Raw genomic sequence first — 25732 nt, 5'->3', positions numbered from 1 at the left:
CCTCATGTGGCGACGTGTTGACGACCAACATCACCGGGTACAGCCACCTGATCTTGCTGCATTTTCCAGAAATCATTTTCCAGCCAACGGCTTTCGGAGCAATAGAGGCTTTGCCGCCGCGTGCTATAGATTGCGCGAACACGCGCCAGCTCCTGCGCGTAAGCTGACAAGCCAGACGCTGGAGCAGCAAGAATGCCCTCGGCTGCCGCCATGCCAGTGCGAAGGGCATTGAACAGACCTTGACCTGCAATCGGATCAAAGGCCAATGCCGCATCCCCGACAGCATACCAACCTTCACCGCATGGGGTGATGGCGGCAAGACTGCGGGCATCACGGGCAAAGACCGGCCCCTCCCATTGCAACGCGCCAAGGCATGAGGCCAGATGGGGCGCTTCGTTAAAAAGTGCAATACGGCGATCAGGCAAGCGCCGCAGCTGCACCGCATCCTGTGGCAGCGTGTGATAGCCAACGGCCCAAAAACCATCGGCAAGCCGGCCCGCATAAATCCAGCCATCGGGCGTGGCTTCAATCAGCGTCCGCTCCAGATCAGCATTTTTTTGGGGTTTTGCGATTTGATACAGCGAGACCAGTGCCGCGCCGCGGTGCTGTGCAACACCAAGCAGGCGGACAATCCGCGCCGAACGCCCCGTCGCATCGATAATAAAGGGCGCGCGGATGATACGCCCATCATCCAGCCCGATCACCCACAACCCGTCTTGCCTTTTGATGTCGCGGACATTCACCTCCCACCACAGGCCATTGGCTTCAAGGCTGGCATGGCGAAGATCCGCATCGAACTGGGCACGATCCAGGCGCAGACCAGGCCCATAGGGGTCACGCAAAGTATCGCTTGCTACCACATGCTCATCACCCCAGACCGTCAGGCCTCCGCCAACCCGTGCATGGTGCGGCCCCGGCACGGCAAGATCGGCAAGCCCCTGCTGAACCAAAAGCCTTTGCGCAGCCCCCGGCAATGTTTCGCCCAGACGGGGCGCATGGGAACGAAGCCGATCAAGCATAACCACAGACCGGCCCGCACGGGCGAGGTGACTGGCGGCAATAGCCCCTGCTGGCCCGGCTCCTGCCACAACGACATTAAACACAGCCCCGTCGCCCTGCGGCGGGGCTGTGAGCGCCTGGCTTTTAACGTTTTTGAACACGGACAGCTCGAAACGCTTCGAGTTGCTCGCGGCTTGCCCAACCGGCCTTTTCCAGCTTGGTCAGCGGCTGCGGTGCCTCTGCAAGCAAGCGAACCGCATGATCGGCGGCATGCTTGAGTTTGCTGACGGCCAATGTCTCGACATAGATATACTCAGGAAAATCAGGATCACCCTTTACGCCCGGCCGTGCCTCCACAATACCAAGCTGCCCAAATTCAGCGACCATATCCATCATGACTTGCGCCGTATCGTGGTTCATGATCGCACGCAGCCAGTTGACGCGGCGGCTATAGGCCGCAATGCGCTCCGCGCGCGGCAAAGTTTCATCGATGACCTTGTTGTAATCCTCCTCGCTCAACACCTGATTGGGTACGCGCGCCGCCCAGAACGTTGGCAAATAAGGATCAAATTCAGGATCATAGCCCGAGCGGCAGAAGGCCGTGTCACCCTGCCAGGGGATTGCCATCCACCGGGTAATGCCGCCCGGCGGCTGGGCGTAAAGCGGCCCGCCGACCTTTTCCACCAGAATGGGCGTCATGGTCGTTCCATAATCCGGCTCCGGAGTACTGGCTGGACGCAGACGAATGCGGAAGGGCGCAGAATATAGGCTGGCGTGGCGCATTGGCCAGGTCATCTCGCAGCCCGGGTGGAATGTATCGGAGAGGCAATAATGCAAGGCGGCCTTATCCAGCATATGCGGTTGCCCCGGAAGAGGAACCTCTTCAATCTTCGAGACCGGCTTTATCGCCTCCGGCCAATCATCGATAAAGCTGCCCTCCACCCATTTGCGCAGAATGGCTTCTTGCAGTCCCGTCATGGTCAGCATGTTACCGGGGCCAGTTTCGGAGAAACTGCCGAAGGCGTCGCCATAGATCCAAGGCTGTACATGCGGCCATTGCACCGGCTCGGCCACAATAGGCGCGGACGGGCGGAAGCCGTTGAAAAGCGTGCGACGCAACTCGCCGTAGGGGTCATCACCTTCCGCCAAACCTGCGGGCTTTTGCGACAGCTTGGCAAGCAGATCAGGATTATTGAAATCCAATGGGCAGCCTTTGCCGAAATAAGCAGCAAAGCCCTTATTGACCCATTGCAGATTGCTGAGACGCTGCAATATCGGCAGGATGTCCGTCGAGAAGGATGGTTCACTCGGCATCGGCATCCAGCCTGCCTGAACCGACACATCGCACATCAGATCATACATCGTGCGCCAACTGATGATATCGGGCGCGTAATTCGGCGGCGCGACCACCACCCAGGCCGATTCGACCGGGATCGATTGACCATTGATGGAAACCTGCGCCATCACAGGGCCGTCGGACGTATCGTCATACCAATCATTGGCATTGTTAAAGCTTGGCGGGTTATCCGGATCATAGACCGGGGCATTGGTTGGCGAAGCCGATTTACCATGCCCGCCCAGAAAGATCAGCCGCCCTTCTTCATCCGTTCGCAGTTCACCCAGCGGTACGACAACCGGCTCGGCGGCGGCTGCCTTGAAGGTTCCTGTGTCGAAGGCATAGGCTGGGCCAGAGACAGCGCGGCCTGAAATGCTGCGAGGGCCGGGATCGATAGCAAGCGTCGAGCGATCCACGACGTCTGGATTGCGCAGCGGAAAGGCATTGTCAGGCGCATCAATCGCCTCCGGAATATCCAGAGCGTACTGGAACTGGTACCATTGCGCTTTACGATTGGCGACATGCACGGTCCAATGGATATCGGCATTGTCGCTGGTCAGTTCGTTGACGACATCGCCAGCCGCATTATAGCCATAGATACGAAACCGGGCGGCCTGCCGCTTGATGGCGCCCGTCGTGTCTCGGTAAAATGATGGAGGCGGTGCATTTTCAGGCGGAGCATCGGTGACTTCGGGACCGATGAAATACTCGGTTTTGGCATCACCAATACGGGCAATGCCGATGGCTGGATGGATTGCGGCGCGCACGATGGTGCTATCGAGGCCGCGTGGTGCTGGCACAGACTGCGGACGCGGCGCATCCGGCTCGCCAACCGGGATTCCGTTTACATTACGACGCAATTCGGCGGCTGCCGCATAGACCACACGGCGGGCATCGGCAATAGAGCCCACCGGCCTATGTTCCTCCGTGACACGCCAGATATTCATCGAGAGGTTCTCACCATAGTCGGCCTGACCGCGGGCATTGATATCCTGCTGGGGGATGACCAGATCGGCAATATGGATTGGCGGGCTGAGATCTTCCGGCCACTCCACAGTCGCCTCATCCAGCGGCATACGGTCCGGCACGGTGCGCAACTGTACCATGAAGCGGAACCGTGCTTCGCCCGCGCTCAGGCGACTGGCGAGATCAGCCGCCAGATAGGTAGGGTCTGTCGGATCATCCGTCGGCGGATCAACAGAGATGGTCGGCTCCAGTTTATATTTCGCATAGGTTTCGCCGAAACTGAAAGGCAGCCCGCTCCAATAGGGCGTTGCCAGCACGCTGGCCACGGGCTTGGCCATGGCGTCCAGCAGTTGAGCCGTCTTTGGGTGAGTATTGAGATAGGGATCATAGTCCCCATCAACCACACCAGCCTTGGTGAAGGCGCACATATCCGCAGCCGTATCGACGAAGAAGACATTGAAATTTTGCAGGATAAAATCGAAGGTTGGTGAATCCGGATTGCCAAGCAGTTTCTTTCCGGGAACATCGAACAACTTGATGCCAATCCCCAGCGTGGATTTGAAATCCTCAAGTGTCGGCAATGTATCGGAAGAAAAGCGCAACCAGGCATCAAAGGATTTGCCGACATGGGCAAAAATCCCGACCTGATAGGGCGCGGGCAGATCGGACCGGATCAGAAACTGCGCCGAAGCAATACCATGCGGCTTGAGGAACACCGGCCGCATGACCGGACATTGCCCCTTGGCGATACGACCCGCCTGCACCATGTCAACAAACATGGTTTTCAAAGATTCAATTGGATCAATGGCGCAGTTGATGTCTGGCGCATTGCCCTCAGCAGATGCCTTGATGTGATCCATGACGCTTTCCTCCTCAATACGAATGAAAAACATCTATATGGTGTATATAATATACATACAATCATTACATACCGTTATATGAATGCCCACCCGTCAGTTCGCTCTACAACGCTATGCGTTTCGTCTCTGGCGAAACGGAATATGCAAAAGGTCCGGATAAAGTGCGCTAAAACCCATTCATCCCTTGGAAAGTTACGATATCGCGCGTGTAGCGGTTATCAAAGCAAAGGCGATCTATTGCCCATAAGAGGGTGGCAAATCCCGCAAAACCGATCGTGTTTCAAAAAACCAATAGCGATAACCAGCGAATCGGCCAGAGCCCAGCCGGGCTTTTTGACTCGTTCGATCGCGGCGTCAGAGCGCGCGAGCAGCGCATCGATGGCGGCATAGTCGACGCCTGGTAGATTGTCCGACATCTATCACAAAGTTCGGATACCCTCTGTTGAAAATGCCCGGCCGGAAAGATGGGTGGCAATGCGCCGGCGGCTGCGCAGCAAGTCGCAGGCGATTGTCAGCTCATGAGTGGGTGTGCGAATATCCCTGATATCGTCGTGGAGAACGAGGTCTTCGAGATGAACCAGTTCGCCGTCGGTCCACAGTGAGGCGCAGGCATCGGTGAATTGGGACCGTTCAATCCAACCCGCGCCAACTGGTGAACGGGCGATGCGCTCGTCGAGACGCGTCAAAGCGATACCGGCGCGAAAAGCCGAGTCCATCAGGGCTGTCATACTGATTTTCGAAACATCATAAGGCATTGAAATCATGGTAAATTATTTCTTAAACGGACTCTATCGGAATATTAGGGTTCCTGACACGGTATGATTGCAGGTTGGCGCTCTAACCATCGATAAGTATCCCTTATCGGAAACTAGCCATCTTTGGGCAGAACGTTGCTATCTATTGCGGAAATCGCTGTATTTAGCCCAACTTTTGATAAGGAACACCATGTCCGAACCACAGCTTTCCATCCGTAGTGGCAAAGCCCGCGATCTGGCGCGTGCGCTCGCACGCGGCACCGGTCAGCCGATCAACCGCCTCGTCGAACAGACCCTCGAACGCTATGTGCAGGAGTTGCGAGAAAAGGCGGCGTAAACGCCAGCTGATACACTTTGGGCGCTGATGGCTGAAGGCCGTCGTCAAGTTCCACCCGGCACGACCTCTGCCCATGATGATCTCTATGACGAAAACGGCCTGCCAATATAATCACCATTGATACGTCGGTTATTATTGCCATGTCGCTTAATGAACCTGAGGCCAAAACGTTTCATTCGCTTGTCACACATGGAGATATTCTGATCAGCTGGCCTATTTTGCTTGAGGCACGCATCGTTCTGGCCGGGCGAAAATTTCCGAATGTCACCGCCGGTGCCTTTGGGGAGCGCCATTATTTTGTGGCCGAAAAAGCTTTCGATCAATTTGGCAAAGGGCGTCATCCCGCATCACTCAACATGGGCGATTGTTTTTCCTATGCTGTGTCTATCGTTGCTAACGCCCCCTTACTTTTCAAGGGTCATGATTTTTCGCAAACGGATCTGAAACTGCATCCGACGTCTTCATCCGCATGACAGGGACACGTAAAAAAGCGCTTATCCATCGCCGCGATCACCTCAACACAATCGCCGCCGTCCTGCCAATGGAGCGCCGCAATGAGCTGGCCGAACTTTTGACGGATCAAGATGTTGAGACTCTCCGCCATCTGGTCAACCAAGGCATGGGCGAAAACACCCTTCGGGCACTCACCTCCGATCTGGCCTATCTGGAAGCATGGTCGTTGGCAGCGATGGGAACGTCCCCGCCCTGGCCTGCGCCGGAAGCGCTTCTGCTGAAGTTCGTTGCCCATCATCTTTGGGATGGGGAAAAACGTATGTGCGACCCGCAGCATGGCATGCCGATCGAGGTCGAGGATAAGCTTCGGGCACAGAATTTTCTGCGCTCAACTGGACCGCATCCCTTTATCTGCCTTACCGGCTCAGTTCTGCGTGGAAACCAACATTCGCAACGGCCTCAAAGAGGCCAAAGCCCGGGGATACGGGAGGCTGTTGCCCGCCTGGGATTGATATGGGAAACAGCAGAAATACTTTTTGGCTTGCCTGACCGCTGAATGCGGCATTGGAAGAAGATTATATCCACGGACAAATTACCGAAGACCCACAGTCAAAGCCTGCTGGTTGAACTGACGTCCGATATCGTATCAGCCTACGTCAGCAACCATGTCATCCCCGTGAGTGAACTACGTTTGCTGATAGCCGATGTCCACGCAGCATTGACGTCGACGTCGATACCTGCCGCAGCTGACGCCATTGTCGAGAAGCAGAAGCCGGCTGTTTCGGTCCGCAAGTCTCTCCAGGAAGATCAGATGACGTGTCTGGAATGCGGGAATGGCTTCAAGTCCTTGAAGCGTCATCTGATGACCCATCATTCGCTTTCCCCTGACCAGTATCGAGAAAAATGGGATCTATCAAGCGACTACCCCATGGTCGCTCCTGCATACGCGGAAGCGCGTTCGCGTTTGGCAAAGGAAAGTGGCCTAGGGCAGAACCGACGGCGGAAGGTGGCCTAACAAGTTTCAGGGGTACTCCCACGCAGTAGCCCGCATTCGAGATGAAGCGGCTACTCGCTGTCGTGCGAGCGATGTCAGGACAACCGCTCCACGGACGTCCTGACCTGACGAATGGACGAAGATGAGGAAGGTCGGGTGCGATTTCGCCGCGGCCTCTCTTGTTGTCAGCAGGTAGAGGATGATCTACCGAAGCCGAACGGACGAGGCCCGACCGCCGACGGAGAGACTAATGGCACGCAAAATCAGAGACAATTTCGCTTCGGACGATATGCAAGCGGAGCCGGTCATCTGTCCGCTGTGCGAGCGCGTGATACCGGACGACCAAATGGAGGACCACCATCTGGTTCCCAAGAGCAAAGGCGGCAAGCTCAAGTTGCCCCTGCATCGCATATGCCATAGCCACATCCACGGGGTTTTCACCGACGCGCAGCTGGCGAAGAAGTTTTCCACGATCGCCGCTATTCTCGAGGACCCCGCGATCCAGAAATTCGTCGCGTGGGTGAAAACCAAGCCACCGAGCTTCGAGGACGAGGCAGAGGAACGTACCCGACGTCGCTGAAAATCTGCGACGGGACAGCTCGCGTTACGCGTCGTTGCCAATATCCCCCACGCTCACCCGTCTCCTCGACGGACATGGATCCAGGTCGACGAGCGAATGCCCTGAAAGTCCCCGGAGTGAACACACGGCTGAAGTCCGCTGTCGGCTCGAAGCGGACGAGCCAAACGTCCACCTGTTCATATCACAACTAGCCTGTTACACGGCTGTCATAGTTGGTGCCTATTGACCTGAATTTGCAAGTTTGCGGAAACATCCGCGACAGCATCTCGAAAGGCATTTCCATGAGTGCGACGATGAGCAGCCGTTCGCTCTCACTCTATCCCTTCTTGCTTGTGTTGTTTATAGGCACGACATGCAGTTCCATGATCGGGCCGTTCATGGCTTACTACATTGTGGAGGGTTTGGGACGCGCGCCGTGGACAATCAGCCTCTACGCGGCGGGCGTTACCGTGCTCGGCATAATCTGCACCCGCACCTTTGGTCGCTGGCTGGATGCGGGTATTGCTCCTTTTCCGCTGATCGGTGTAGCACTGGCGGGTTATCTTCTTGCCACGAGTGCCTTGTCGATTTCACCGTCCTTCAGGATCGTTTTGACATTCGGCGTGCTTGGATTCGGCCTGAGCAGTAGTGCGGTATCCACTATGTTCAGCCTCGGTGCGGTCGTAGCAGAACGCGGCAAGATTACGCGTAGCCGGTCCAACGCATTCCTGCGCGCCACGACGTCAACCGCCTGGATGATAGGCCCGGCGGTCGCCTTCCTGTTCGCAGAGCGCTTCGGCGAAGCTGCCGTCTTCAAGCTCGCTTTTGCCCTGGCATGCTGCTGGGCGTTGATGTGGTGGATAATTATCCCGCGCGATATGACACTTCGTCCCAAGTCAGGATCAGTACACGCACATTCTTCCAACAAGGACGTCGGCCTGTGGTTGGCGGCCGCATTTGTGTTCTGCCTGTCCTCAGCGCACTCTCTGACATTCAGCGCACTGCCATTGTTCTACGTGCGGGAAGTCGGGCTACCGGGTTATGCGCCAGGCACGGCCTTCAGCATGAAGACCTTCGTGGAGGTCCTCGCGATCTTTACTACACCCATGATCATCTCCCGCTTTGGCCTGAAAGGGCCACTTGTCGCAGTGGCGCTGCTGGCAACCGTAACGATCCTGCTGCTCTCCTATGTGCAGACCTATCCACAGATGTTGGCCGGCGCGGCCTTAGAGGGCCTGTATTACGGCCTCTATGCCAGCATCGGCATCAGTTTCGTGCAATCTTTCTCCGGTGATCGCCCGGCACAGGCCACCGCGCTTTACTGGAATGTTCTGAGTGTCAGCGGCATTCTTGCGGGCCCCGCGACCGGCCTAATAGCGCAAGTCTACGATTTCCGAGCAGTTATCCGGGTGGCCTCGGTTGTCGCTGCTTTTGCCGCTCTTCTACTTTTCACATCAATGTTTCGTAAGCACTCGCGATAAAATGAGAGCCGTACAGGGCGACTATCAGTCATCAAGGCAGCCCAACCAGCGATGATTGTTGATAAGATCACATGATAACCCTGAAGCCACTCAAGGCATTTAGTTCAGCGGCTGGGAGGCGCCGACGGGCGGCCACCTCCTCACGGCCTGTTTTGATACCGGCCGCGCGGCGGCTGGCGGCGTTCACAGCTGGCTCAGCGCGCGGGCCTGAAGGCGCTTGCTGTTCAAGACTGCAGGTTATCGCCAGCCGAGCGCCGGGGCTACGTGCTTCAGAATGGCCTCGATGACATGGGCGTTGTATTCGACACCGAGCTGATTCGGTACGGTCAGCAGCAGCGTATCGGCCTCGGTGACGGCTTCATCCTGCGCCAGCTCCTCAACAAGCACATCCGGTTCCGCCGCATAGGAGCGGCTAAAAATGGCCCGTGTGCTGTCATCGATATAGCCGATTGAATCCTGCTCCTTGCCGCCGCGGCCGAAATAGGCGCGGTCCCGGTCATCGACCAAAGCGAAGATGCTGCGGCTGACGGATACCCGTGGCTGGCGGGTGTGACCCGCCGCCTTCCAGGCCTCGCGATAGGCTCGGATCTGCGCCGCCTGCTGCACATGGAAGGGCTCGCCGGTCTCGTCGTCCTTCAATGTCGAGCTTTGCAGGTTCATGCCGCGCTCGGCGGCCCAGATGGCGGTGGCATTGGAGCCGGCGCCCCACCAGATACGCTCCCGCAAGCCTTCCGAATGCGGCTCAAGGCGCAGCATCCCGGGCGGGTTGGGAAACATTGGGTGCGGATTGGGCTCGGCAAAACCCTGACCCTTCAGCACCTCCAGAAACACTTCCGCATGGCGCCGGCCCATATCGGCATCGCTGGCACCCTCTTCCGGATGAAAGCCGAAATAGCGCCAGCCATTGATGACCTGCTCGGGCGATCCGCGGCTCAGGCCAAGCTGCAAACGACCCTGCGCGATCAGATCGGCAGCACCGGCATCTTCGGCCATATAGAGCGGATTTTCGTAGCGCATATCGATGACGGCCGTGCCGATTTCGATCGATCTGGTACGGGCGCCGACGGCGGCGAGAAGCGGAAAAGGCGATGCCAGCTGCCGGGCAAAATGGTGGACGCGGAAATAGGCGCCATCAGCCCCCAATTCTTCAGCGGCAACCGCCAGATCGATAGACTGCAGCAGTGCATCGCCAGCGGAGCGCGTTCCCGACTGAGGGGACGGCGACCAATGGCCGAAGGAGAGGAAACCAATGTTTTTCATGGATAAAAACCTTGCATCTGCAGAAAAGTGATTGTGCTGCCCTCGATATAGGAATGTGGGGGCCAAGTAACGAAGGTCAAACGGTGAACGGTGCGTTCGTTCTGCCGCAGCGATTTACCAGGAGGCTTTCAGTTCAACGCCACATAGTTGCCGTCGGGCCCACCGGCGCGCTTGATGGTGTCACCCGCTTCGATCGCGCCCGACAGGTTCGGCGTAAAGGCTTAGTCAAGGCGCAACTGACGGTTTTGTCGCAAAATTTCCGGCTGATTTGCAGCCTCAATGATCATGCGGTAGATGCAGCCTGAAGAAAGCAGGCAGGCAGAGTTGAGCGGTCATGGTCGATTTCAAAGGCAGTCACTATCCGAAAGATAGTGATTTTATACGCCGTGTTTTTCTATGTCCGCTATGCGGTTTCCTACCGCGACCTTCAAGAAATCATGGCTGAATGCGGTGTCAATCTCGACCATGCGACACTGAATAGATGGGTCGTGAAATACTCTCCGCTGATTGCCCTTCAAGCGAAGCGCCGCAAATCCAAACCCGGTGGCTCCAGGCGAATGGATGAGACCTACATCAAGGTCAAAGACAAGTGGATGTATTTTTATCGCGTCATTGATAAGCACGGCAAACCCTTGATTTCATGCTGTCTGAGCATCGCAACGAGGCCGCCGCTACCGATTTTTTCGCCCGCACCATCGAGAACAATGGCTGGCCGGACAAAGTCGTGATCGACAAGAGTGGGGCGAATTTGGCAGTACTGCAGAACATGAACCTCCTGCTGCTGTTGCGCGGTTGGTTCTGGCTGATCGAGATTTGCCAAGTCAAACATCTCAACACCATGATTGAGCAAGATCATCGTTTCATCAAGAAGCTGGACGGCATCGAAGTCGCCCATATGATCCGCAAACAGCAGTTTTCCACCAGTGGCCAATCGGCATTCAAACAGTTCTCCGCACTCGCCGCATAACTGTATCCTGGAATAGCCTCTCTGCGACCATGCCAAAAGTTTGCGACAAAACCGATGGCACATGTCCAACAACCTGGCTATCCCTCAAAACATCACCATCCTGCAGCTGCCGCCGAAATCGTCCGAACTTAATCCCGCCGAAAATATCTGGCAGTTCATGCGTGACAAACTGGCTCTCTAACCGCGTCTTCAAATCCTACGAAGACATCGTTGACCACTGCTGTCACGCTTGGCAGACATTGCAGAACCGACCATGGAAGATCATGTCCATCGGCCGGCGGCAATGGGCAAATGGGTTCTGATCATTGACGGCTGGTATTAAAGGTTGGATGCAGGAGATTGTGTTCAAGGTCCAGCCAAGGTGGTTGTTCCGCATACATCTCCTGAATCAACTGTTTCACAAGATCGATATAATGTGAATTGTCTCCAATTCGATGATTCATAATCACCGGTGAGGTCACACCCTTTCCATCAAGCAATCGATAATGCACATCCGAGCGCATTTGTCGCGCCGAGGCCGGAATAATGCAAATACCAGCTTCGGCGGCAACCAAGCCCAGAGCCGTCTGGATCTCCCGGACTTCCTGCACTTCGGCCGGGCGTGCATCGTGACTTTGTAACAGACCCAGCACCTGATCTGCATAGCCGGGGCGAGGCTCCTTGGGGTAAACAATAATCCTGCAATCATTCAGAGCAGCAACAGAGAGAGGCGATATATCCCGGGCAAGCGGCGTGCCTTTCGGAATGGCCGCCACCAGGCACTCTTCCCGAAGCAACAGGCCTGCGACATTCGGATCACTATGGCGGACGCGACCAAAGCCAATGTCGATGCGGCCTTCTTTCAGCGCCGGAATCTGTTGGACCGAGACGAGTTCCAGCAATTGAATATCCAGTTCCGGCGCGTGTTCGCGGAGTTTGCGCACCAGCGACGGCAGGCCACCGTAAAGGGTCGAAGCCACAAAGCCGATGGACAGAACACTGTTCTGGTTCAGACCGACCCGACGGGTTGCCGTCTGCATCTGTTCCACCCGCCCCAGAATCTGCAAGGATTGTTCGTAAAACAACCGGCCAGCCTCCGTCAGCCGCACCGGGCGGCTTTTACGGATGATCAGCGGCACGCCGAGTTGTTCCTCCAGCAATTGAATCTGCCTGCTTAACGGTGGCTGCGCGATGTGCAAAATCTGAGCTGCCCGCGTGAAATTCCGCTCCTGTGCGACAGCGACGAAGTAGCGGAGTTGGCGGAGATCCATCGTTTCAGCCCTTTTGTTTTCAGTAAACACCTATCATTGAAGATATGTTGCGACGCAACAAGTAACTATATGCAGATGATTTTTCTCATACTATACGAAATAGGTATGATAGGCGATAGCAATGATATTGGACGTCTTTTGTGGTTGGACTTACCGTCACGCCATGAACACGACCTTTACACCCCTTGCTTCGAAAACAGTCGCTTTCCCCGTTGTTGAGCGGGTTGAGACCCTGCTTGTCGATCTTCCAACTATCCGGCCACACAAACTGTCGGTGGCGACCATGAACGGCCAGACCTTGATGCTGGTCAAAATCTATTGCAGCGACGGCATTGTCGGCATCGGTGAAGGTACCACAATCGGCGGGTTGGCCTATGGCGGCGAAAGCCCCGAAAGCATGAAGCTGGCGGTCGATACTTACTTCAAGTCCATCATGCTGGGCCAAGATGCCACCGCTGTCCGGGCGTTGATGATGCGCATCGGCAAAATGGTCAAGGAAAACCGCTTTGCCAAATGTGCCGTCGAAACCGCCTTGCTGGATGCCCATGGCAAGCGGCTTGGTCTAGCTGTGAGCGAGTTGCTGGGTGGGCGGCTGCGCAGCCGCTTGCCCGTCGCATGGACGCTGGCCTCCGGCGATACCGCAAAAGATATTGCTGAAGCCGAAACAATGCTCGACCTGCGTCGGCACAAGGTTTTCAAACTCAAGATCGGTGCAAAGCCGTTGCAGGATGACATTGCCCATGTTGCGGCCATCAAGCGGGCATTGGGAGATCGCGGCGCGGTGCGCGTGGACGTCAACATGGCGTGGAGCGAAACCGATGCCGCCTATGGCATGGCAGCGCTTGCCGATGCCGGTTGCGAATTGGTGGAGCAGCCGGTGGCCTCAACGGCTGCCTTGGCGCGTCTGATGCGTCGCTTTCCCATTGCTTTGATGGCAGATGAATCACTGCATGGTCCTGAAAGCGCGTTTGAACTGGCAAAAATCAGTGGAGCCGATGTGTTTGCGGTCAAGATTGAGCAAAGCGGTGGTCTTTTCAATGCCCAGCGTGTGGCGGCGATTGCCGATGCAGCCGGGATTGGCCTTTACGGCGGCACCATGCTGGAGGGGGCTTTTGGCACCATAGCATCCGCCCATTTGTTTTCGACCTTCAACCAGTTGCAATGGGGGACTGAGCTGTTTGGCCCGTTGCTGCTGACCGAGGAAATACTCACAACACCGCTGGATTACAGCGATTTCGAGCTCACAGTTCCTCACGCCCCCGGCCTTGGCATTGAACTGGATGACGATCGGGTGGCTTTTTTTACGCGTGACGGCGTGCGCAAAACCATCAGCGTCATTGGATAAGGATTGTCACATGCTGTTTCATGTCCGAATGAACGTCAACCTGCCCCACAACCTGCCACAAGCAGAGGCGGCAGACATTCTGGCGCGCGAAAAAGCCTATTCGCAAGAATTACAAAACAGCGGCAAGTGGCGCCACATCTGGCGGCTTGCAGGCCAATACGCCAATTACAGCATTTTTGACGTGAGCGACAATGCGGAGCTGCACGCAATACTGTCTGGCTTGCCGCTGTTTAAATTCATGGACATCGAGGTGACACCGCTTCTGCGGCACCCTTCTTCCATCCGCGACAACGATAGCTAACGGCAGCAAAACAGCGCCAAGGAGAGTGGCGCTCGATTTCTAAAAGTCCTAGAGGAGGATGCATAAATGAACGTAGAGATCTTTAATCGGCCCGACATTCAGGCTTTTCTCAAGACCCTGAGCGGGCTTGATAAGGACGGCGGTAGCCCCCGCATGAAAGAGATCACCTACCGGATCATGTCTGATCTGTTCAAGGCCATTGACGAGCTGAACATCACACCAGACGAATATTGGACCGGCATTGCATGGCTGAACGAGCTTGGTGCTGCGGGTCAGGCTGGTCTGATCTCGCCCGGCCTTGGCCTTGACCATTTCATTGACGAGCGCCTTGATGCGATTGATGCCGCCCTGGGCATTGAAAACCCAACGCCACGCACCATTGAAGGTCCGCTCTACGTGGCCGGTGCGCCGGTTTGTCATGGCTTTGCGCGGCTGGATGACGGTACCGACGAAAACGGTCATCTGTTGATCATGCATGGAACCGTTCATGGTGCTGATGGCAAGCCTGTTCCCGGCGCGACTGTTGAAGTCTGGCACTGTGACACCCGTGGTTTCTACTCACATTTTGACCCAACCGGTAAGCAGGCCGATTTCAACATGCGCCGCACCATTATTGCCGACGACAAGGGCTGTTATAAGTTCCAGAGCATCCTGCCGAGTGGCTATGGTGTGCCTCCGGGCAGTCCAACCGAAAAGCTGTTGTCGGCACTTGGTCGCCACGGACAACGCCCGGCGCATATCCACTTTTTTATCAGCGCCGATGGTCATCGCAAGCTAACCACCCAGATCAACATCGAAGGTGATCCGCTGGTGAATGATGATTTTGCCTATGCAACGCGTGATGGCCTGATCCCGCCGGTGATTGAACGTACCGATGAAGCCAGCATCAAGGCCAATGGTCTGTATAGCCCCTTTGCGGAAATCAAGTTTGATATTCACCTGACGTCTTTGGTGGACGGCGTTGATAACCAGATCAACGAACAGCGCAAGCGCGCAGCCGCCTGATTGGCAAGGCTGGCGGTCCAAAGGGCCGCCAGCGCACAGGCAGACGCCATATAAAAACACCAAACAGACACAAGTGTCGTCAACGACTTGTATGGAAAGTCAGAGCTTTTTCACGCTCTATTTGGGAGATAAATCATGTCTGCGATTATCGACAAAGCGAGAGATCTCGACCATCTGCTGGCGACTGCGGTGCAGGACGACAAGGACGCCGGAATCTTCCGCTGCCGCCGCGATATCTTTACCAATGAAGACCTGTTCGAGCTGGAGATGAAGCACATCTTCGAAAGCAATTGGGTCTATCTGGCCCATGAGAGCCAGATTCCGGGCAACAACGATTATTACACGGCCTATATTGGCCGCCAGCCCATTGTCATCACCCGCGACAAGACCGGCGAACTGCATGCCATGATCAATGCTTGTGCCCATCGCGGTGCCATGCTCTGTCGTCGCAAGCATGGCAATAAGGGCAGCTTCACGTGCCCGTTCCATGGCTGGACCTTTGCCAATACGGGCAAGCTTTTAAAGGTCAAGGACGAGAAAACCACGCAATATCCACCACAGTTCGGCAAGGATGGTTCGCACGATCTCAAGCGCGTGCCGCGTTTTCAAAGCTATCGCGGCTTCCTGTTTGGCAGCCTTGAAGAGGATGTGGCATCGCTGGAAGATTTTCTTGGCGAAACCAAGGTGATCATCGACCAGATCGTTGATCAGGCCCCAAACGGTCTGGAAGTTCTGCGTGGCAATTCCTCTTACATCTATGATGGCAATTGGAAATTGCAGATGGAAAACGGCTGCGATGGCTATCACGTCAGCTCTGTGCATTGGAATTACGCCGCCACCATGGGCAGGCGCAAGGAAGAGGGCACAAAGGCGGTCGATGCCAACAGCTGGAGCCGTTCGATTGCAGGCGTTTACGGGTTTGAAAACGGCCATATTCTGCTGTGGACCAAAACCATGAACCCTGAGGTTCGCCCGGTCTATAACCACCGCGACGAGATCAAGGCGCGGGTCGGCGAAGACAAAGCCGATTTCATCATCAACCAGACGCGCAATCTTTGTCTCTATCCCAACGTGTTCCTGATGGACCAGTTCAGCACGCAAATCCGTGTGACGCGGCCAATCAGCGTGGACAAAACCGAGATCAGCATTTTCTGCTTCGCCCCCAAAGGCGAAAGTGCAGAAGACCGCACCTTGCGCATCCGCCAATATGAGGATTTCTTCAACGTATCCGGCATGGGTACTGCCGACGATCTTGAAGAGTTCCGCGCCTGCCAACAGGGCTATGCTGGCACGGCTGCCCTGTGGAATGACCTGTCGCGCGGTGCGCCGCTGTGGATTGACGGGCCAGATGACAATGCCAAACGCATGGGCATGAACCCTCTTCTCTCCGGTGAGCGCAGCGAAGACGAAGGCCTGTTTGTGCGCCAGCATGAATATTGGACACATGTGATGCGCAAAGCCCTGTCTGCGGAAAAGAATGGAGTGGTCACATGAGCATTTCCTATCATGCTATCTGCGCCTTTCTCTATCGGGAGGCCCGTCTGCTCGATGATCGGGAATGGGCGGAATGGCTCAACTGCTATGCCACAGATGCATCCTATTGGATGCCCGCCTGGGACGATGACGATCAGCTCACCGAAGATCCGCAGTCGCAAATTTCACTGATCTACTATCCAAACCGTGACGGGTTGGAAGACCGGGTGTTTCGCATTCAAACCGAGCGGTCCAGCGCCTCCACGCCGGAGCCGCGCACCAGCCATAATGTCACCAATGTCGAAGTGCTGGCGGATCGGGGCGATGAAGTCGATGTGCGTTACAATTTCCTCACATTGAACCATCGCTACAAAGTCACTGACCAGTTTTTTGGCACCACCTTCGTCACGTTGCGCCAGAGCGGTGATGCGCTGCTGATCGCCAGCAAGAAGATCGTGTTGAAGAATGATTACATCCGGCAGGTGATCGACATCTATCACATCTGATGGTGCGTGAACTGAGCGGATCAGGAGGGTTCTATGACCGACTACAAAATTGCATTGAATTTCGAAGACGGCGTGACCCGCTTCATTGATTGCAAGGACGACGAAAAGGTTATCGATGCTGCTTATCGCAACAAAATCAACCTGCCGATGGACTGTTCCGACGGCGTGTGCGGCACCTGCAAGTGCCGCGCTGAAAGCGGCACTTACGATCTTGGTGATGATTTTATCGACGATGCCCTGACCGCTGACGAGGCGAAAAGCGGCTTGGTGCTGACCTGTCAGATGAAGCCAACGTCAGACTGCGTCATTGCCGTGCCAACCACCTCAGCATCCTGCAAAACCGGGCAGCAGCGTTTTCCTGCAACAGTGGCAAGCGTGATACCTCACAATGATGCTGCCATTGTGCTGGAGCTGGATGTGGACGCAGCCCCGACGTTTCTTGCCGGACAATACGTTAATATTGCTGTGCCGGGCTCCACTCAAAGCCGATCCTACTCCTTCAGCTCAAAGCCCGGCGAAAACCGCATCAGCTTCCTGATCAAGAAAATTCCGGGCGGCCTGATGAGCACCTGGCTGGAACAGGCAAAGATTGGCACGACGCTTGACCTGACAGGACCGCTCGGCAGTTTTTATCTGCGCGAGGTGCAAAACCCGCTGCTGTTTCTTGCTGGGGGAACCGGGCTTGCGCCTTTCATCTCGATGCTCGAAGTGCTGTCACAACAGCCATCTCAGCAAAAAATCCATCTGATTTACGGCGTCACCCGCGAGCTTGATCTGGTGCTGGTCGATCAGTTGGAGGCCTTTACCGCGCGGTTGCCTAACTTCACCTATGCCACAGTGGTCGCAGAAGACACGAGCAACCATCCGCGTAAAGGCTGGGTGACGCAGCACATGCCGCAGGACATGCTGAATGCCGGACATGTTGATGTTTACCTGTGCGGCCCGCCGCCCATGGTGGATGCGGTCCGCAGCTATTTCGACGACAACGGCATAAAGCCAAACAGCTTCTATTATGAGAAGTTTACGCCCAACAGCACCACGAAGGTGGCGGCATGAGCACGGCAGGTGTTGCTGGCCGCTTTAGCGGCAAAGTTCTGGTTGTCACGGGTGCGGCGCAAGGGATTGGTCGCGCAGTGGCCATGCGCGCGGCCCAAGAAGGCGGCCGCGTCGTGTTTGTCGATCGCGCCGATTTCATCGCTGACGTTGCTGCGGAGGTTGAGGGTGCTCAAACGGCCGCTATCCGGATTGATCTGGAAACCTATGACGGTGCGGCCAAGGCCATGCGCTTTGCCGCCGACACATTTGGCGGCATCGACATCCTGATCAACAATGTCGGCGGTGCGATCCGCATGCGGCCCTTTGCGGAGTTCGAACCCGAGCAGATTGACGCTGAAATTCGCCGCTCGCTGATGCCGACGCTGTACGGCTGCCATGCGGTGATACCGCATCTGTTTGCACGCGGTGGCGGCACCATTGTCAATGTGTCGTCCAATGCGACGCGCGGCATTTATCGCGTGCCCTATTCGGCGGCCAAAGGTGGCGTCAATGCGATTACCCAATCGCTGGCTATGGAACTGGCTGAGCACAATATTCGTGTTGTCGCAACAGCCCCCGGCGGCACGCAAGCGCCGCCGCGCATCATTCCGCGCAATAGCAGCGGTGATACAGAGGCCGAAAAGGCATGGATGACGGAGGTGGTGGAGCAGGTGAAGCAATCCAGCTTCATGAAGCGTTACGGCACGATTGAAGAACAGGCCGCACCCATTCTGTTTTTGGCATCAGATGAAGCAAGTTACATCACAGGCACCGTGCTGCCCGTCGCCGGGGGCGATTTGGGCTAACGCCGAGGCCTTTTGCAAATCACTTTGGGAGGAGTGGATATGCGCAAAATTGACGTGAATGATAGGATCGACACCAGCCCATTCGGAGGCTTTCAATGGGCGATTGTTGCGCTATGCGCAACGCTTCTGATTGTTGATGGTTACGACGTGTTTGTCGCGGGGACCGTGCTGCCAACATTGATTGCAGAATGGGGCCTGACAAAGCCACAGGCCGGTGCGCTGCAAGCATGGGCGCTGTTTGGCATGATGTTTGGTGCGCTTATCTTCGGCCAGCTCGCCGACCGCATTGGACGAAAAAAGGGCATTGCGATCAGCTTCTTGCTGTTCACGGTCTCGACGCTTCTGACCGGATTTGCGACCTCACCCGATCAATTCAAAATTTTCCGTTTCATTGCGGGCCTTGGTTGCGGTGGCCTTATGCCCAACACCGTGGCATTGATGAATGAATATGCGCCCAAGCGTCTGCGCAGCACCATGGTGGCACTGATGTTCTCTGGCTATTCGGTTGGCGGCATGGTCACCGCTGGTCTCGGCATTGGCCTGATCCCGCAGTATGGATGGCAGCCGATGTTCTTCGCAGCCGCAGTGCCTCTGTTGCTTCTGCCGCTTATTGTCTGGCAATTGCCTGAATCCATCGGGTTTCTTCTTCGCCAGGGCCAACAGGACAAAGCAAAGCGCATCTACGCAAAGCTTTATCCCAAGACGGCGCTGGAAGCTGACGATACGCTGGTCTTCAGCGAAACCAAGAGCACCTCAACCTCGGTGACTGAGCTGTTTCGCCATCAGCGCGCCCTGAGCACGCTCATGCTGTGGGTTGCGTTTTTCTGCTGCTTGCTGCTGGTGTATTTGCTTTCCTCGTGGCTGCCAAAAGTGTTGCAGGAGGCCGGTTATGCAGAAAAAGCGAGCCTCCTCAGCCTGTTTTCGCTTAATTTTGGTGGCATGGCAGGTGCCATTGTGGGTGGCTGGCTGGGTGACCGTTTCGGACTGCCCAAAGTGGTCGTTGGCTTTTTCATTGCAGCAGCGGTGTCCATTGCCCTGATTGGCTATAATCCGCCCTCGACAATCTTGTTTCTGATGGTGTTTGTGGCAGGGGCTGCAACCATTGGCACGCAGATCCTGCTCTACGCCAGCGTTGCACAGCTTTACAATCTTTCCATTCGCGCGACGGGTCTGGGGTGGGCGTCCGGCGTTGGCAGAATTGGGGCCATCGTTGGACCAACGCTCGGCGGAACCCTTTTGGCACTGCAACTGCCCTTGCAGCAAAACTTCCTGATTTTCGCAATCCCCGCAGCGGTCGCAGCTTTGGCAATGGTGGTCTTTGCCATCAGCAATGCTCGAAACACCAAAGCCGTGGTGCTTGCAACCGCGTAACCGCAACCGCGATGCCCGGTGCGAATATCTCTCAAAACCAGGGGAATACGGATCGTGACCTTTCTTGAGGGGTCGGGATATCGCCTTCATTACCGCATTGATGGTGCGCCAGGGGATAAGCCTGGCTCACTCAATCCATAGGGAGCAAACCGCAATGACCTCATCCATACCCTTTATCAAGCCTGAGCATCTCAAAGGTGTTGCCTTTGACGGCGGCTGGAAAAGCTTGAGCAAGGCACAAGACAGTGTTGAGACGGCAACCGGCAAAACACTCGGCCAGATTGCCATGGCGACAGCGCAAGACATTGTTGGGGCTGCCGCCACGGCCCGCAAGGCCCAACCTGCATGGGCCGCAACCCCCTATGAGCAGCGCGCCGAAATATTGCGCAACGCCGCCCGCATAGCAGAAAACAATCGCGATGAGATTGTGGACTGGATCGTGCGCGAATCCGGCTCGATCGCGCCTAAGGCGGGCTTTGAGGTCGCCCTGACGATCAAGGCGCTGTATGAGGCGTCGGCCATGCCATCGCAAGCAGCGGGTCAGGTTTTGCCGACCCAGCCGGGCCGTCTCAACCTTGCGCGCCGCCGCGCGATTGGTGTCGTCGGGGTGATTTCGCCGTTTAATTTTCCACTCTATTTGGCCATGCGCGCGGTTGCCCCTGCCATAGCCGTGGGCAATGGCGTGGTTTTGAAGCCCGATCCACGCACTGCGATTTGCGGTGGCCATGTGATTGCACGTCTGTTTGAAGAAGCAGGCCTGCCCGCTGGTATTTTATCGGTATTGCCCGGCGATGGTGCCGCCGGGGCCGCCCTGTGTGATGCGCCCGATATTGGCATGATCCAGTTTACCGGCTCAACCGCGGCAGGCCGCAAAGTGGGTGAGGCCGCAGGGCGCAATCTCAAAAAAGTATCGCTGGAGCTTGGCGGTAAAAACTCTTTCATCGTCTTGGATGACGCCGATCTGGATCTTGCCGTTAAAAATGCCGTGTGGAGCACCTATCTCCATCAAGGGCAGATCTGCATGTCGGCAGGTCGTATTTTGGTTCAGTCTGGCATCGCAAAAGAGTTTATCGGCAAGCTGGCGGACCATGCGAGCGCCATGCCGTCAGGCGATCCGGCCAGCGGGCAAGTGGCGCTTGGGCCTTTGATCAACCAAGCCCAGCTGGATCATGCGGCGCGGATCGTTGACGCGGCCGTTGCCGGTGGTGCTGAAGTGGTCACAGGTGGAGGCCATGACGAACTGTATTTCCAACCCACAGTTCTTGCAGGCGTGAGCCGCGATAATCCGGCCTTCCATGAGGAGATCTTCGGCCCGGTCGCCGTGGTGACGGTGTTTGATAAAGACGAAGACGCCATCGCCCTTGCCAATGACACCGATTACGGCCTGTCGGGTGCCATCGTGTCGCGCTCCATTGGCCGGGCACTGGCCATTGGCGAACGGCTCAATGTGGGTCTGCTGCACATTAATGATGCGACGGTGAATGATGAGGTCATCAACCCCTTCGGTGGCGTTGGTGCTTCGGGCAATGGTACCAGCATCGGCGGGCCTGCGAATTGGGAGGAATTCACACAATGGCAGTGGGTCACCATCAAGGCTGATGCGCCCGCCTATCCGCTTTGATAGGTTGCTTATTGTTATAGGAGGAGATTATGATGAACCTGAGACTTCAATGCACCGAAATCACCGCTGCCGTCACCCGCGCCCAAGGGGCGGCCTTTACCATTGAAAAGGGTGACATTCGTGACCCAAAGGGAAGCGAAGTTCTTGTGCGGGTTGTTGCCACCGGCTTGTGCCACACCGATCTCATCGTGCGCGACCAATATTATCCCGTGCCACTGCCTGCGGTGCTGGGCCATGAAGGGTCCGGCATTGTCGAAAAGGTCGGGCCGAATGTTAAAACCATTCAGCCGGGCGACCATGTGGTGCTGACCTATGGGGCCTGCGGCCATTGCAACACTTGCACCGAAGGCGATGGTGCCTATTGCACCCATTTTTATGGGCGAAACTTTGGCGGAACCGATGCCAATGGCGAAACGGCCATCCGCGATGCAGACGGAAAAGCGTTGCACGACCACTTTTTCGCGCAGTCTTCTTTCGCCACCTATGCGCTCGCAGAAGAGAACAATACGGTGAAAGTGCCGAAGGACGCGCCGCTTGACCTTCTCGGCCCGCTTGGCTGCGGCATCCAGACGGGTGCCGGCGCGGTGATCAACGCGCTGAAGGTCACTGCGGGATCAAGCTTTGTAAGCTTTGGCGCGGGTGCGGTGGGCCTCAGCGCCATTATGGCCGCCCGAATTGTGGGTGCCACCACCATTATCGCCGTTGATGTGGTGCCATCGCGCCTTCAGCTGGCCTTGGAACTCGGCGCGACCCATGTGGTCAACAGCCGCGAACAGGATATGGTCGAGGCGGTGAGAGACATCACCGGAACGGGCGTCAATTTTGCGCTCGAATCCACAGGTCGCCCTGAGGTTTTGGCGCAAGGCATTGAAACACTTGGCCTGTTGGGGATGATTGGTGTGGTTGGCGCACCAAAACTTGGCACCAAGGCCGAGTTTGATGTCAACACCCTGCTGCTCAACGGGCGCAGCATTCGCGGCATTGTGGAAGGCGACAGCGTGCCAAAGATCTTTATTCCGCAACTTGTAGAGCTTCACCGTCAGGGGCGCTTCCCCTTTGATAAACTGGTCAAGTTCTATCCTCTGGCCGACATTAATCAGGCGGTAAAAGATAGTGAAAGCGGTGTGACGCTAAAGGCAATCTTGCGCATGCCGGTTGCTTGATATTTTTTCACGGCTCTGCGGCATCAACGAGAGCATGCGAAAAAGGGGCAGCGTTGCAGGAATGAGGCTTTGGGCGAGATAACTCTCCCCCTTTGGATTTTCATGCAACGCGCCTGAACTCGGCACGGCTAAGTTTAGGCATCCAGTTGAGAACTTGCGCATCGATCTTTGAATCTGTCGTCTGATTGACGAGGTTCCTTGCCTCGAGCCTCGGTCGATCCCGTAATCATCTGTCCAAATATTCAAGATATGCGGGAGGTTTTGACTACCGCATTGCCGATTTCATTAGCGCCGATTTTGCTGTGGTTAAGCGCCGGAAGATCACAGAATTCGGTCTGGCAAGCTGCTGCGGCATCAAGCAATCAATATCCATTTCGAACCACCCAACAATGAAGCCACGGAGGGCGGAATTGCCGCTCTCAATGCTCAGGCGTGTAGGTTTTCGCGCGGAACTGAGCCGGTTTTTCCACCGAGAAGTGAGCCAGCTCTAAGTATGGTTTTCTGATCAGGCTTTGGTCAAGAGGCTTGCCTTTTCTCCTCTCTTCTGTGCCGCTGCGGCCGAACTGGCCTTGAATCGGAAGCTGTCGTTACCGGTTTCCAGGATGCGGCAACGATGGGTCAGGCGGTCGAGCAAAGCGGTCGCATTTTGGCGTCGCCGAAGACAGTTGCCCATTCGCTGAAGCTGAGGTTGGTGGTGATGATGACGCTGGTGCGCTCATAAAGCTTGCTTAACAGGTGGAACAGCAGCGCTCCGCCTGAAGCGCTGAACGGAAGGTATCCGAGCTCATCCAGGATCAGCAGATCGAGGCGAACCAGCGTCTCGGCAATCTGACCTGCCTTGCCCTTGGCCTTCTCCTGTTCGAGTGCGTTGACCAGTTCGATCGTCGAGAAAAAGCGGACCTTCCGGCGATGATGCTCGATTGCCTGGACACCGAGAGCGGTCGCAACATGTGTTTTGCCTGTGCCCGGTCCGCCGACGAGCACGATATTCTGGGCTTCGTCCATGAACTCGCACCGATGCAATTGGCGCACCGTCGCTTCGTTGATCTCGCTGGCGGCGAAGTCGAAGCCGGAGATGTCTTTGTACGCAGGAAAGCGAGCAGCCTTCATGTGATATGCGATGGAGCGGACCTCACGTTCAGCCAATTCAGCCTTCAGTAACTGGGACAAGATCGGCACGGCCGCATCAAAGGCTGGAGCCCCTTGCTCGATCAGGTCCGTGACGGCCTGAGCCATGCCATACATCTTCAGGCTACGCAGCATGATGACGACGGCAGCGCTTGCGGGATCATGACGCATGGCGACCTCCCGCGATTTGGACGCGCAGACCATCGTAGCGCTCTACATTGGCTTTAGGTTCGCAAAGCAAGGTCAGCGCCTGTGGCGTATCGATGTCAGGGCCGTCAGTCGTCTTACCGTCGATCAGCCGATGCAGCAGGTTCAGCACATGCGTCTTGGTCGCCACACCTGCATCCAAGGCCATTTCCACAGCCCTGACGACCACCTGTTCGTCGTGCTGAAGGACAAGAGCAAGGATATCGGCCATTTCTCGATCACCGCCGGGGCGGCGCAGCATCTGCGCCTGCAACTGTCGAAAGGCCAGCGGCAATTCCAGGAAAGGGGCGCCATTGCGCAGTGCACCAGGTTTGCGCTGGATGACGGCAAGGTAGTGCCGCCAGTCGTAAATCGTTCTCGGTGGCTTGTGATGATCGCGCTCAATGATCCGCACGTGTTCGCATAACACATTGCCCTCCGCCACAACGACCAGCCGTTCGGGATAAATCCGCAGGCTAACCGGGCGGTTGGCAAAAGATGCTGGCACGCTGTAGCGATGACGCTCGAAGGTGACCAGGCACGTTGGCGACACACGCTTGCTTTGTTCGACGAAGCCGTCAAATGCGGTTGGAAGCGCCATCAAGGATGCCCGCTCACCAGCCCAAACATCGGCAATCGTGCCGGGCAAGGCACCGTGCGGCGTCTCCCGCCACAGGTCGTGGCAATGCTGTTCCAGCCAGGTGTTCAATGCCGCAAGGTCCGCAAAGTCCGGCATCTGTTGCCACAGTCGGGGACGAGCATCTTGAACGTTCTTTTCGACCTGACCTTTCTCCCAGCCGGCCGCCGGATTGCAAAACTCAGGTGCAAAGACGTAGTGGTTCGTCATCGCCAGGAAGCGGACGTTGACCTGCCGCTCCTTGCCCCGACCGACACGATCGACCGCCGTTTTCATGTTATCGTAGATGCCGCGACCTGGTACGCCGCCGAAGACCCGGAAGCCGTGCCAGTGGGCGTCGAAGAGCATCTCGTGCGTTTGCAGCAGGTAGGCCCTGACCAGAAAAGCCCGACTGTGCGACAGTTTCATATGCGCCACCTGTAGCTTCACTCGCTCGCCACCAATGACGGCATAGTCTTCACTCCAATCGAACTGGAACGCTTCACCGGGACGGAAAGACAGCGGAACAAATATACCCCGCCCCGCCGTCTGCTGGTCAGCCCGCCACTCACGCGCGAAAGCAGCGACCCGGCCATAAGAGCCGGTAAAACCGAGAACCACCAGATCCGCATGAAGCTGCTTCAGCGTTCGGCGCTGCTTGCGCGACCGCCCTGCCTCGGTCTTCAGCCAGCCAGAAAGTTTGTCGGCAAAAGGATCAAGCTTGCTCGGTCGTTCCGGTACCGTGAACGTCGGCTCAATCGCACCAGCGCTCAAATACTTCGCGATCGTGTTGCGTGACAGCCCAGTGCGCCGGCTGATCTCGCGGATCAACTGCTTCTCGCGCAGCGCCATCCGACGAATAATATTTAAAAGTCCCATGTGGATCACTCCGTTGCCCCCGTCGCTCACCGCGTTGGGGGAAGGTTCACATGGCTCAATTCTCAATGGAAATTATCCGC

The 25732-nt window shown here is 56.4% G+C and carries 20 protein-coding genes and 6 pseudogenes; 19 read left to right on the top strand and 7 right to left on the bottom strand.

What is annotated here, in order from left to right; translation table 11 throughout:
* Positions 1–2: 2 nt before the first annotated feature.
* The 3 genes and pseudogenes from ASB66_RS02040 to ASB66_RS02030 all read right to left on the bottom strand — a co-directional run.
* Positions 3–1160, bottom strand: a complete 1158-nt coding sequence (locus ASB66_RS02040; RefSeq protein WP_158544198.1) for an NAD(P)/FAD-dependent oxidoreductase — start codon at positions 1158–1160, stop codon at positions 3–5.
* Entirely contained in the window at positions 1144–4161 is a 3018-nt protein-coding gene (locus ASB66_RS02035; RefSeq protein ID WP_114386191.1) for a LodA/GoxA family CTQ-dependent oxidase, read from the bottom strand. Before ASB66_RS02035 ends, ASB66_RS02040 begins: the two co-directional genes overlap by 17 nt.
* Before the next feature lie 305 nt (positions 4162–4466).
* Positions 4467–4925 (bottom strand): annotated as a pseudogene (locus ASB66_RS02030) (RHE_PE00001 family protein); the annotation flags it as partial.
* A gap of 181 nt (positions 4926–5106) precedes the next feature.
* Here ASB66_RS02030 and ASB66_RS02025 point away from each other — a divergent pair.
* The 6 genes and pseudogenes from ASB66_RS02025 (at position 5107) to ASB66_RS02000 (ending at position 8740) form a co-directional block, all read left to right on the top strand.
* Positions 5107–5364, top strand: a pseudogene (locus ASB66_RS02025) (type II toxin-antitoxin system VapB family antitoxin).
* Positions 5361–5726 (top strand): type II toxin-antitoxin system VapC family toxin, encoded by a 366-nt coding sequence (locus tag ASB66_RS02020; RefSeq protein WP_060717182.1) that lies wholly within the window; start codon positions 5361–5363, stop codon positions 5724–5726. The pseudogene ASB66_RS02025 and the gene ASB66_RS02020 overlap by 4 nt, the downstream one beginning before the upstream one ends.
* A pseudogene (locus ASB66_RS02015) lies at positions 5723–6109 on the top strand (integrase); the annotation flags it as partial. The gene ASB66_RS02020 and the pseudogene ASB66_RS02015, both read left to right, overlap by 4 nt.
* Before the next feature lie 153 nt (positions 6110–6262).
* A complete protein-coding gene (locus ASB66_RS02010; protein WP_060717180.1) occupies positions 6263–6721 on the top strand; it encodes a Ros/MucR family transcriptional regulator in 459 nt (152 codons plus the stop codon).
* Between the two features lie 229 nt (positions 6722–6950).
* Positions 6951–7280: an HNH endonuclease gene (locus tag ASB66_RS02005; RefSeq protein ID WP_060717179.1), complete on the top strand. Its 330-nt coding sequence runs from the start codon at positions 6951–6953 to the stop codon at positions 7278–7280.
* Positions 7281–7495: 215 nt separating this feature from the next.
* Positions 7496–8740: an MFS transporter gene (locus ASB66_RS02000; protein ID WP_234612954.1), complete on the top strand. Its 1245-nt coding sequence runs from the start codon at positions 7496–7498 to the stop codon at positions 8738–8740.
* Between the two features lie 237 nt (positions 8741–8977).
* Here the strand turns inward: ASB66_RS02000 and ASB66_RS01995 are convergent, their stop codons facing one another.
* A complete protein-coding gene (locus tag ASB66_RS01995; RefSeq protein WP_060717178.1) occupies positions 8978–10000 on the bottom strand; it encodes an LLM class flavin-dependent oxidoreductase in 1023 nt (340 codons plus the stop codon).
* Between the two features lie 11 nt (positions 10001–10011).
* Here ASB66_RS01995 and ASB66_RS26005 point away from each other — a divergent pair, with 11 nt between their 5' ends.
* The 3 genes and pseudogenes from ASB66_RS26005 to ASB66_RS26610 form a co-directional block, all read left to right on the top strand.
* Positions 10012–10305, top strand: a complete 294-nt coding sequence (locus ASB66_RS26005) for a hypothetical protein (RefSeq protein WP_147274002.1) — start codon at positions 10012–10014, stop codon at positions 10303–10305.
* A 29-nt stretch (positions 10306–10334) separates the two neighbouring features.
* A pseudogene (locus ASB66_RS01990) lies at positions 10335–10967 on the top strand (IS6 family transposase).
* Between the two features lie 46 nt (positions 10968–11013).
* A pseudogene (locus ASB66_RS26610) lies at positions 11014–11269 on the top strand (transposase); the annotation flags it as partial.
* Here the strand turns inward: ASB66_RS26610 and ASB66_RS01980 are convergent.
* On the bottom strand, positions 11270–12217 hold the full coding sequence (locus ASB66_RS01980; RefSeq protein WP_060717177.1) for a LysR family transcriptional regulator: 948 nt from the start codon (positions 12215–12217) through the stop codon (positions 11270–11272).
* Between the two features lie 163 nt (positions 12218–12380).
* Between ASB66_RS01980 and ASB66_RS01975 the strand changes: the two genes are divergently transcribed.
* The 10 genes from ASB66_RS01975 (at position 12381) to ASB66_RS01930 (ending at position 22843) form a co-directional block, all read left to right on the top strand.
* A complete protein-coding gene (locus ASB66_RS01975; protein ID WP_060717557.1) occupies positions 12381–13562 on the top strand; it encodes a muconate/chloromuconate family cycloisomerase in 1182 nt (393 codons plus the stop codon).
* Positions 13563–13572: 10 nt separating this feature from the next.
* Positions 13573–13863 carry a muconolactone Delta-isomerase gene (gene catC / locus ASB66_RS01970; RefSeq protein ID WP_060717176.1) on the top strand — a complete coding sequence of 97 codons (291 nt, stop codon included), beginning with the start codon at positions 13573–13575 and terminating at the stop codon, positions 13861–13863.
* Between the two features lie 66 nt (positions 13864–13929).
* Positions 13930–14868: a catechol 1,2-dioxygenase gene (gene catA, locus ASB66_RS01965; RefSeq protein ID WP_060717175.1), complete on the top strand. Its 939-nt coding sequence runs from the start codon at positions 13930–13932 to the stop codon at positions 14866–14868.
* Between the two features lie 135 nt (positions 14869–15003).
* Positions 15004–16362 carry a Rieske 2Fe-2S domain-containing protein gene (locus tag ASB66_RS01960; RefSeq protein WP_060717174.1) on the top strand — a complete coding sequence of 453 codons (1359 nt, stop codon included), beginning with the start codon at positions 15004–15006 and terminating at the stop codon, positions 16360–16362.
* Positions 16359–16847: a benzoate 1,2-dioxygenase small subunit gene (benB, locus tag ASB66_RS01955; RefSeq protein WP_060717173.1), complete on the top strand. Its 489-nt coding sequence runs from the start codon at positions 16359–16361 to the stop codon at positions 16845–16847. Before ASB66_RS01960 ends, benB begins: the two co-directional genes overlap by 4 nt.
* A 33-nt stretch (positions 16848–16880) precedes the next feature.
* Entirely contained in the window at positions 16881–17903 is a 1023-nt protein-coding gene (benC, locus tag ASB66_RS01950; protein ID WP_060717172.1) for a benzoate 1,2-dioxygenase electron transfer component BenC, read from the top strand.
* Positions 17900–18688, top strand: a complete 789-nt coding sequence (gene benD / locus ASB66_RS01945) for a benzoate diol dehydrogenase BenD (protein WP_060717171.1) — start codon at positions 17900–17902, stop codon at positions 18686–18688. The genes benC and benD overlap by 4 nt, the downstream gene beginning before the upstream one ends.
* A 39-nt stretch (positions 18689–18727) precedes the next feature.
* Positions 18728–20059 (top strand): MFS transporter, encoded by a 1332-nt coding sequence (locus tag ASB66_RS01940; RefSeq protein WP_060717170.1) that lies wholly within the window; start codon positions 18728–18730, stop codon positions 20057–20059.
* A gap of 154 nt (positions 20060–20213) precedes the next feature.
* Positions 20214–21680 carry a benzaldehyde dehydrogenase gene (locus ASB66_RS01935; protein ID WP_060717169.1) on the top strand — a complete coding sequence of 489 codons (1467 nt, stop codon included), beginning with the start codon at positions 20214–20216 and terminating at the stop codon, positions 21678–21680.
* 32 nt (positions 21681–21712) lie between these two features.
* Positions 21713–22843, top strand: a complete 1131-nt coding sequence (locus tag ASB66_RS01930; protein ID WP_060717556.1) for an NAD(P)-dependent alcohol dehydrogenase — start codon at positions 21713–21715, stop codon at positions 22841–22843.
* 505 nt (positions 22844–23348) lie between these two features.
* Here the strand turns inward: ASB66_RS01930 and istB are convergent.
* Both istB and istA read right to left on the bottom strand, forming a co-directional pair.
* A pseudogene (istB, locus tag ASB66_RS01925) lies at positions 23349–24175 on the bottom strand (IS21-like element helper ATPase IstB).
* Positions 24132–25652, bottom strand: a complete 1521-nt coding sequence (istA, locus tag ASB66_RS01920) for an IS21 family transposase (protein ID WP_060719562.1) — start codon at positions 25650–25652, stop codon at positions 24132–24134. The pseudogene istB and the gene istA overlap by 44 nt, the downstream one beginning before the upstream one ends.
* Positions 25653–25732 lie beyond the last annotated feature (80 nt).

It is taken from the genome of Gillisella vitis, assembly GCF_001541345.2.
Taxonomy (GTDB): Bacteria; Pseudomonadota; Alphaproteobacteria; order Rhizobiales; family Rhizobiaceae; genus Allorhizobium; species Allorhizobium vitis.
The sequence above is the reverse complement of the archived record's forward strand: the minus strand, read 5'-3'. Positions and strand labels throughout refer to the sequence as shown.

Bases quoted from the DNA above. Each gene is read 5' to 3' on its own strand.
- ASB66_RS02035 (WP_114386191.1), bottom strand. From the start codon at position 4,161: ATGGATCACATCAAGGCATCTGCTGAGGGCAATGCGCCAGACATCAAC.
- ASB66_RS02010 (WP_060717180.1), top strand. From the start codon at position 6,263: ATGCGGCATTGGAAGAAGATTATATCCACGGACAAATTACCGAAGACC.
- ASB66_RS02005 (WP_060717179.1), top strand. From the start codon at position 6,951: ATGGCACGCAAAATCAGAGACAATTTCGCTTCGGACGATATGCAAGCG.
- ASB66_RS01995 (WP_060717178.1), bottom strand. From the start codon at position 10,000: ATGAAAAACATTGGTTTCCTCTCCTTCGGCCATTGGTCGCCGTCCCCT.
- ASB66_RS01980 (WP_060717177.1), bottom strand. From the start codon at position 12,217: ATGGATCTCCGCCAACTCCGCTACTTCGTCGCTGTCGCACAGGAGCGG.
- ASB66_RS01975 (WP_060717557.1), top strand. From the start codon at position 12,381: ATGAACACGACCTTTACACCCCTTGCTTCGAAAACAGTCGCTTTCCCC.
- catC (WP_060717176.1), top strand. From the start codon at position 13,573: ATGCTGTTTCATGTCCGAATGAACGTCAACCTGCCCCACAACCTGCCA.
- catA (WP_060717175.1), top strand. From the start codon at position 13,930: ATGAACGTAGAGATCTTTAATCGGCCCGACATTCAGGCTTTTCTCAAG.
- ASB66_RS01960 (WP_060717174.1), top strand. From the start codon at position 15,004: ATGTCTGCGATTATCGACAAAGCGAGAGATCTCGACCATCTGCTGGCG.
- benB (WP_060717173.1), top strand. From the start codon at position 16,359: ATGAGCATTTCCTATCATGCTATCTGCGCCTTTCTCTATCGGGAGGCC.
- benC (WP_060717172.1), top strand. From the start codon at position 16,881: ATGACCGACTACAAAATTGCATTGAATTTCGAAGACGGCGTGACCCGC.
- benD (WP_060717171.1), top strand. From the start codon at position 17,900: ATGAGCACGGCAGGTGTTGCTGGCCGCTTTAGCGGCAAAGTTCTGGTT.
- ASB66_RS01940 (WP_060717170.1), top strand. From the start codon at position 18,728: ATGCGCAAAATTGACGTGAATGATAGGATCGACACCAGCCCATTCGGA.
- ASB66_RS01935 (WP_060717169.1), top strand. From the start codon at position 20,214: ATGACCTCATCCATACCCTTTATCAAGCCTGAGCATCTCAAAGGTGTT.
- ASB66_RS01930 (WP_060717556.1), top strand. From the start codon at position 21,713: ATGAACCTGAGACTTCAATGCACCGAAATCACCGCTGCCGTCACCCGC.
- istA (WP_060719562.1), bottom strand. From the start codon at position 25,652: ATGGGACTTTTAAATATTATTCGTCGGATGGCGCTGCGCGAGAAGCAG.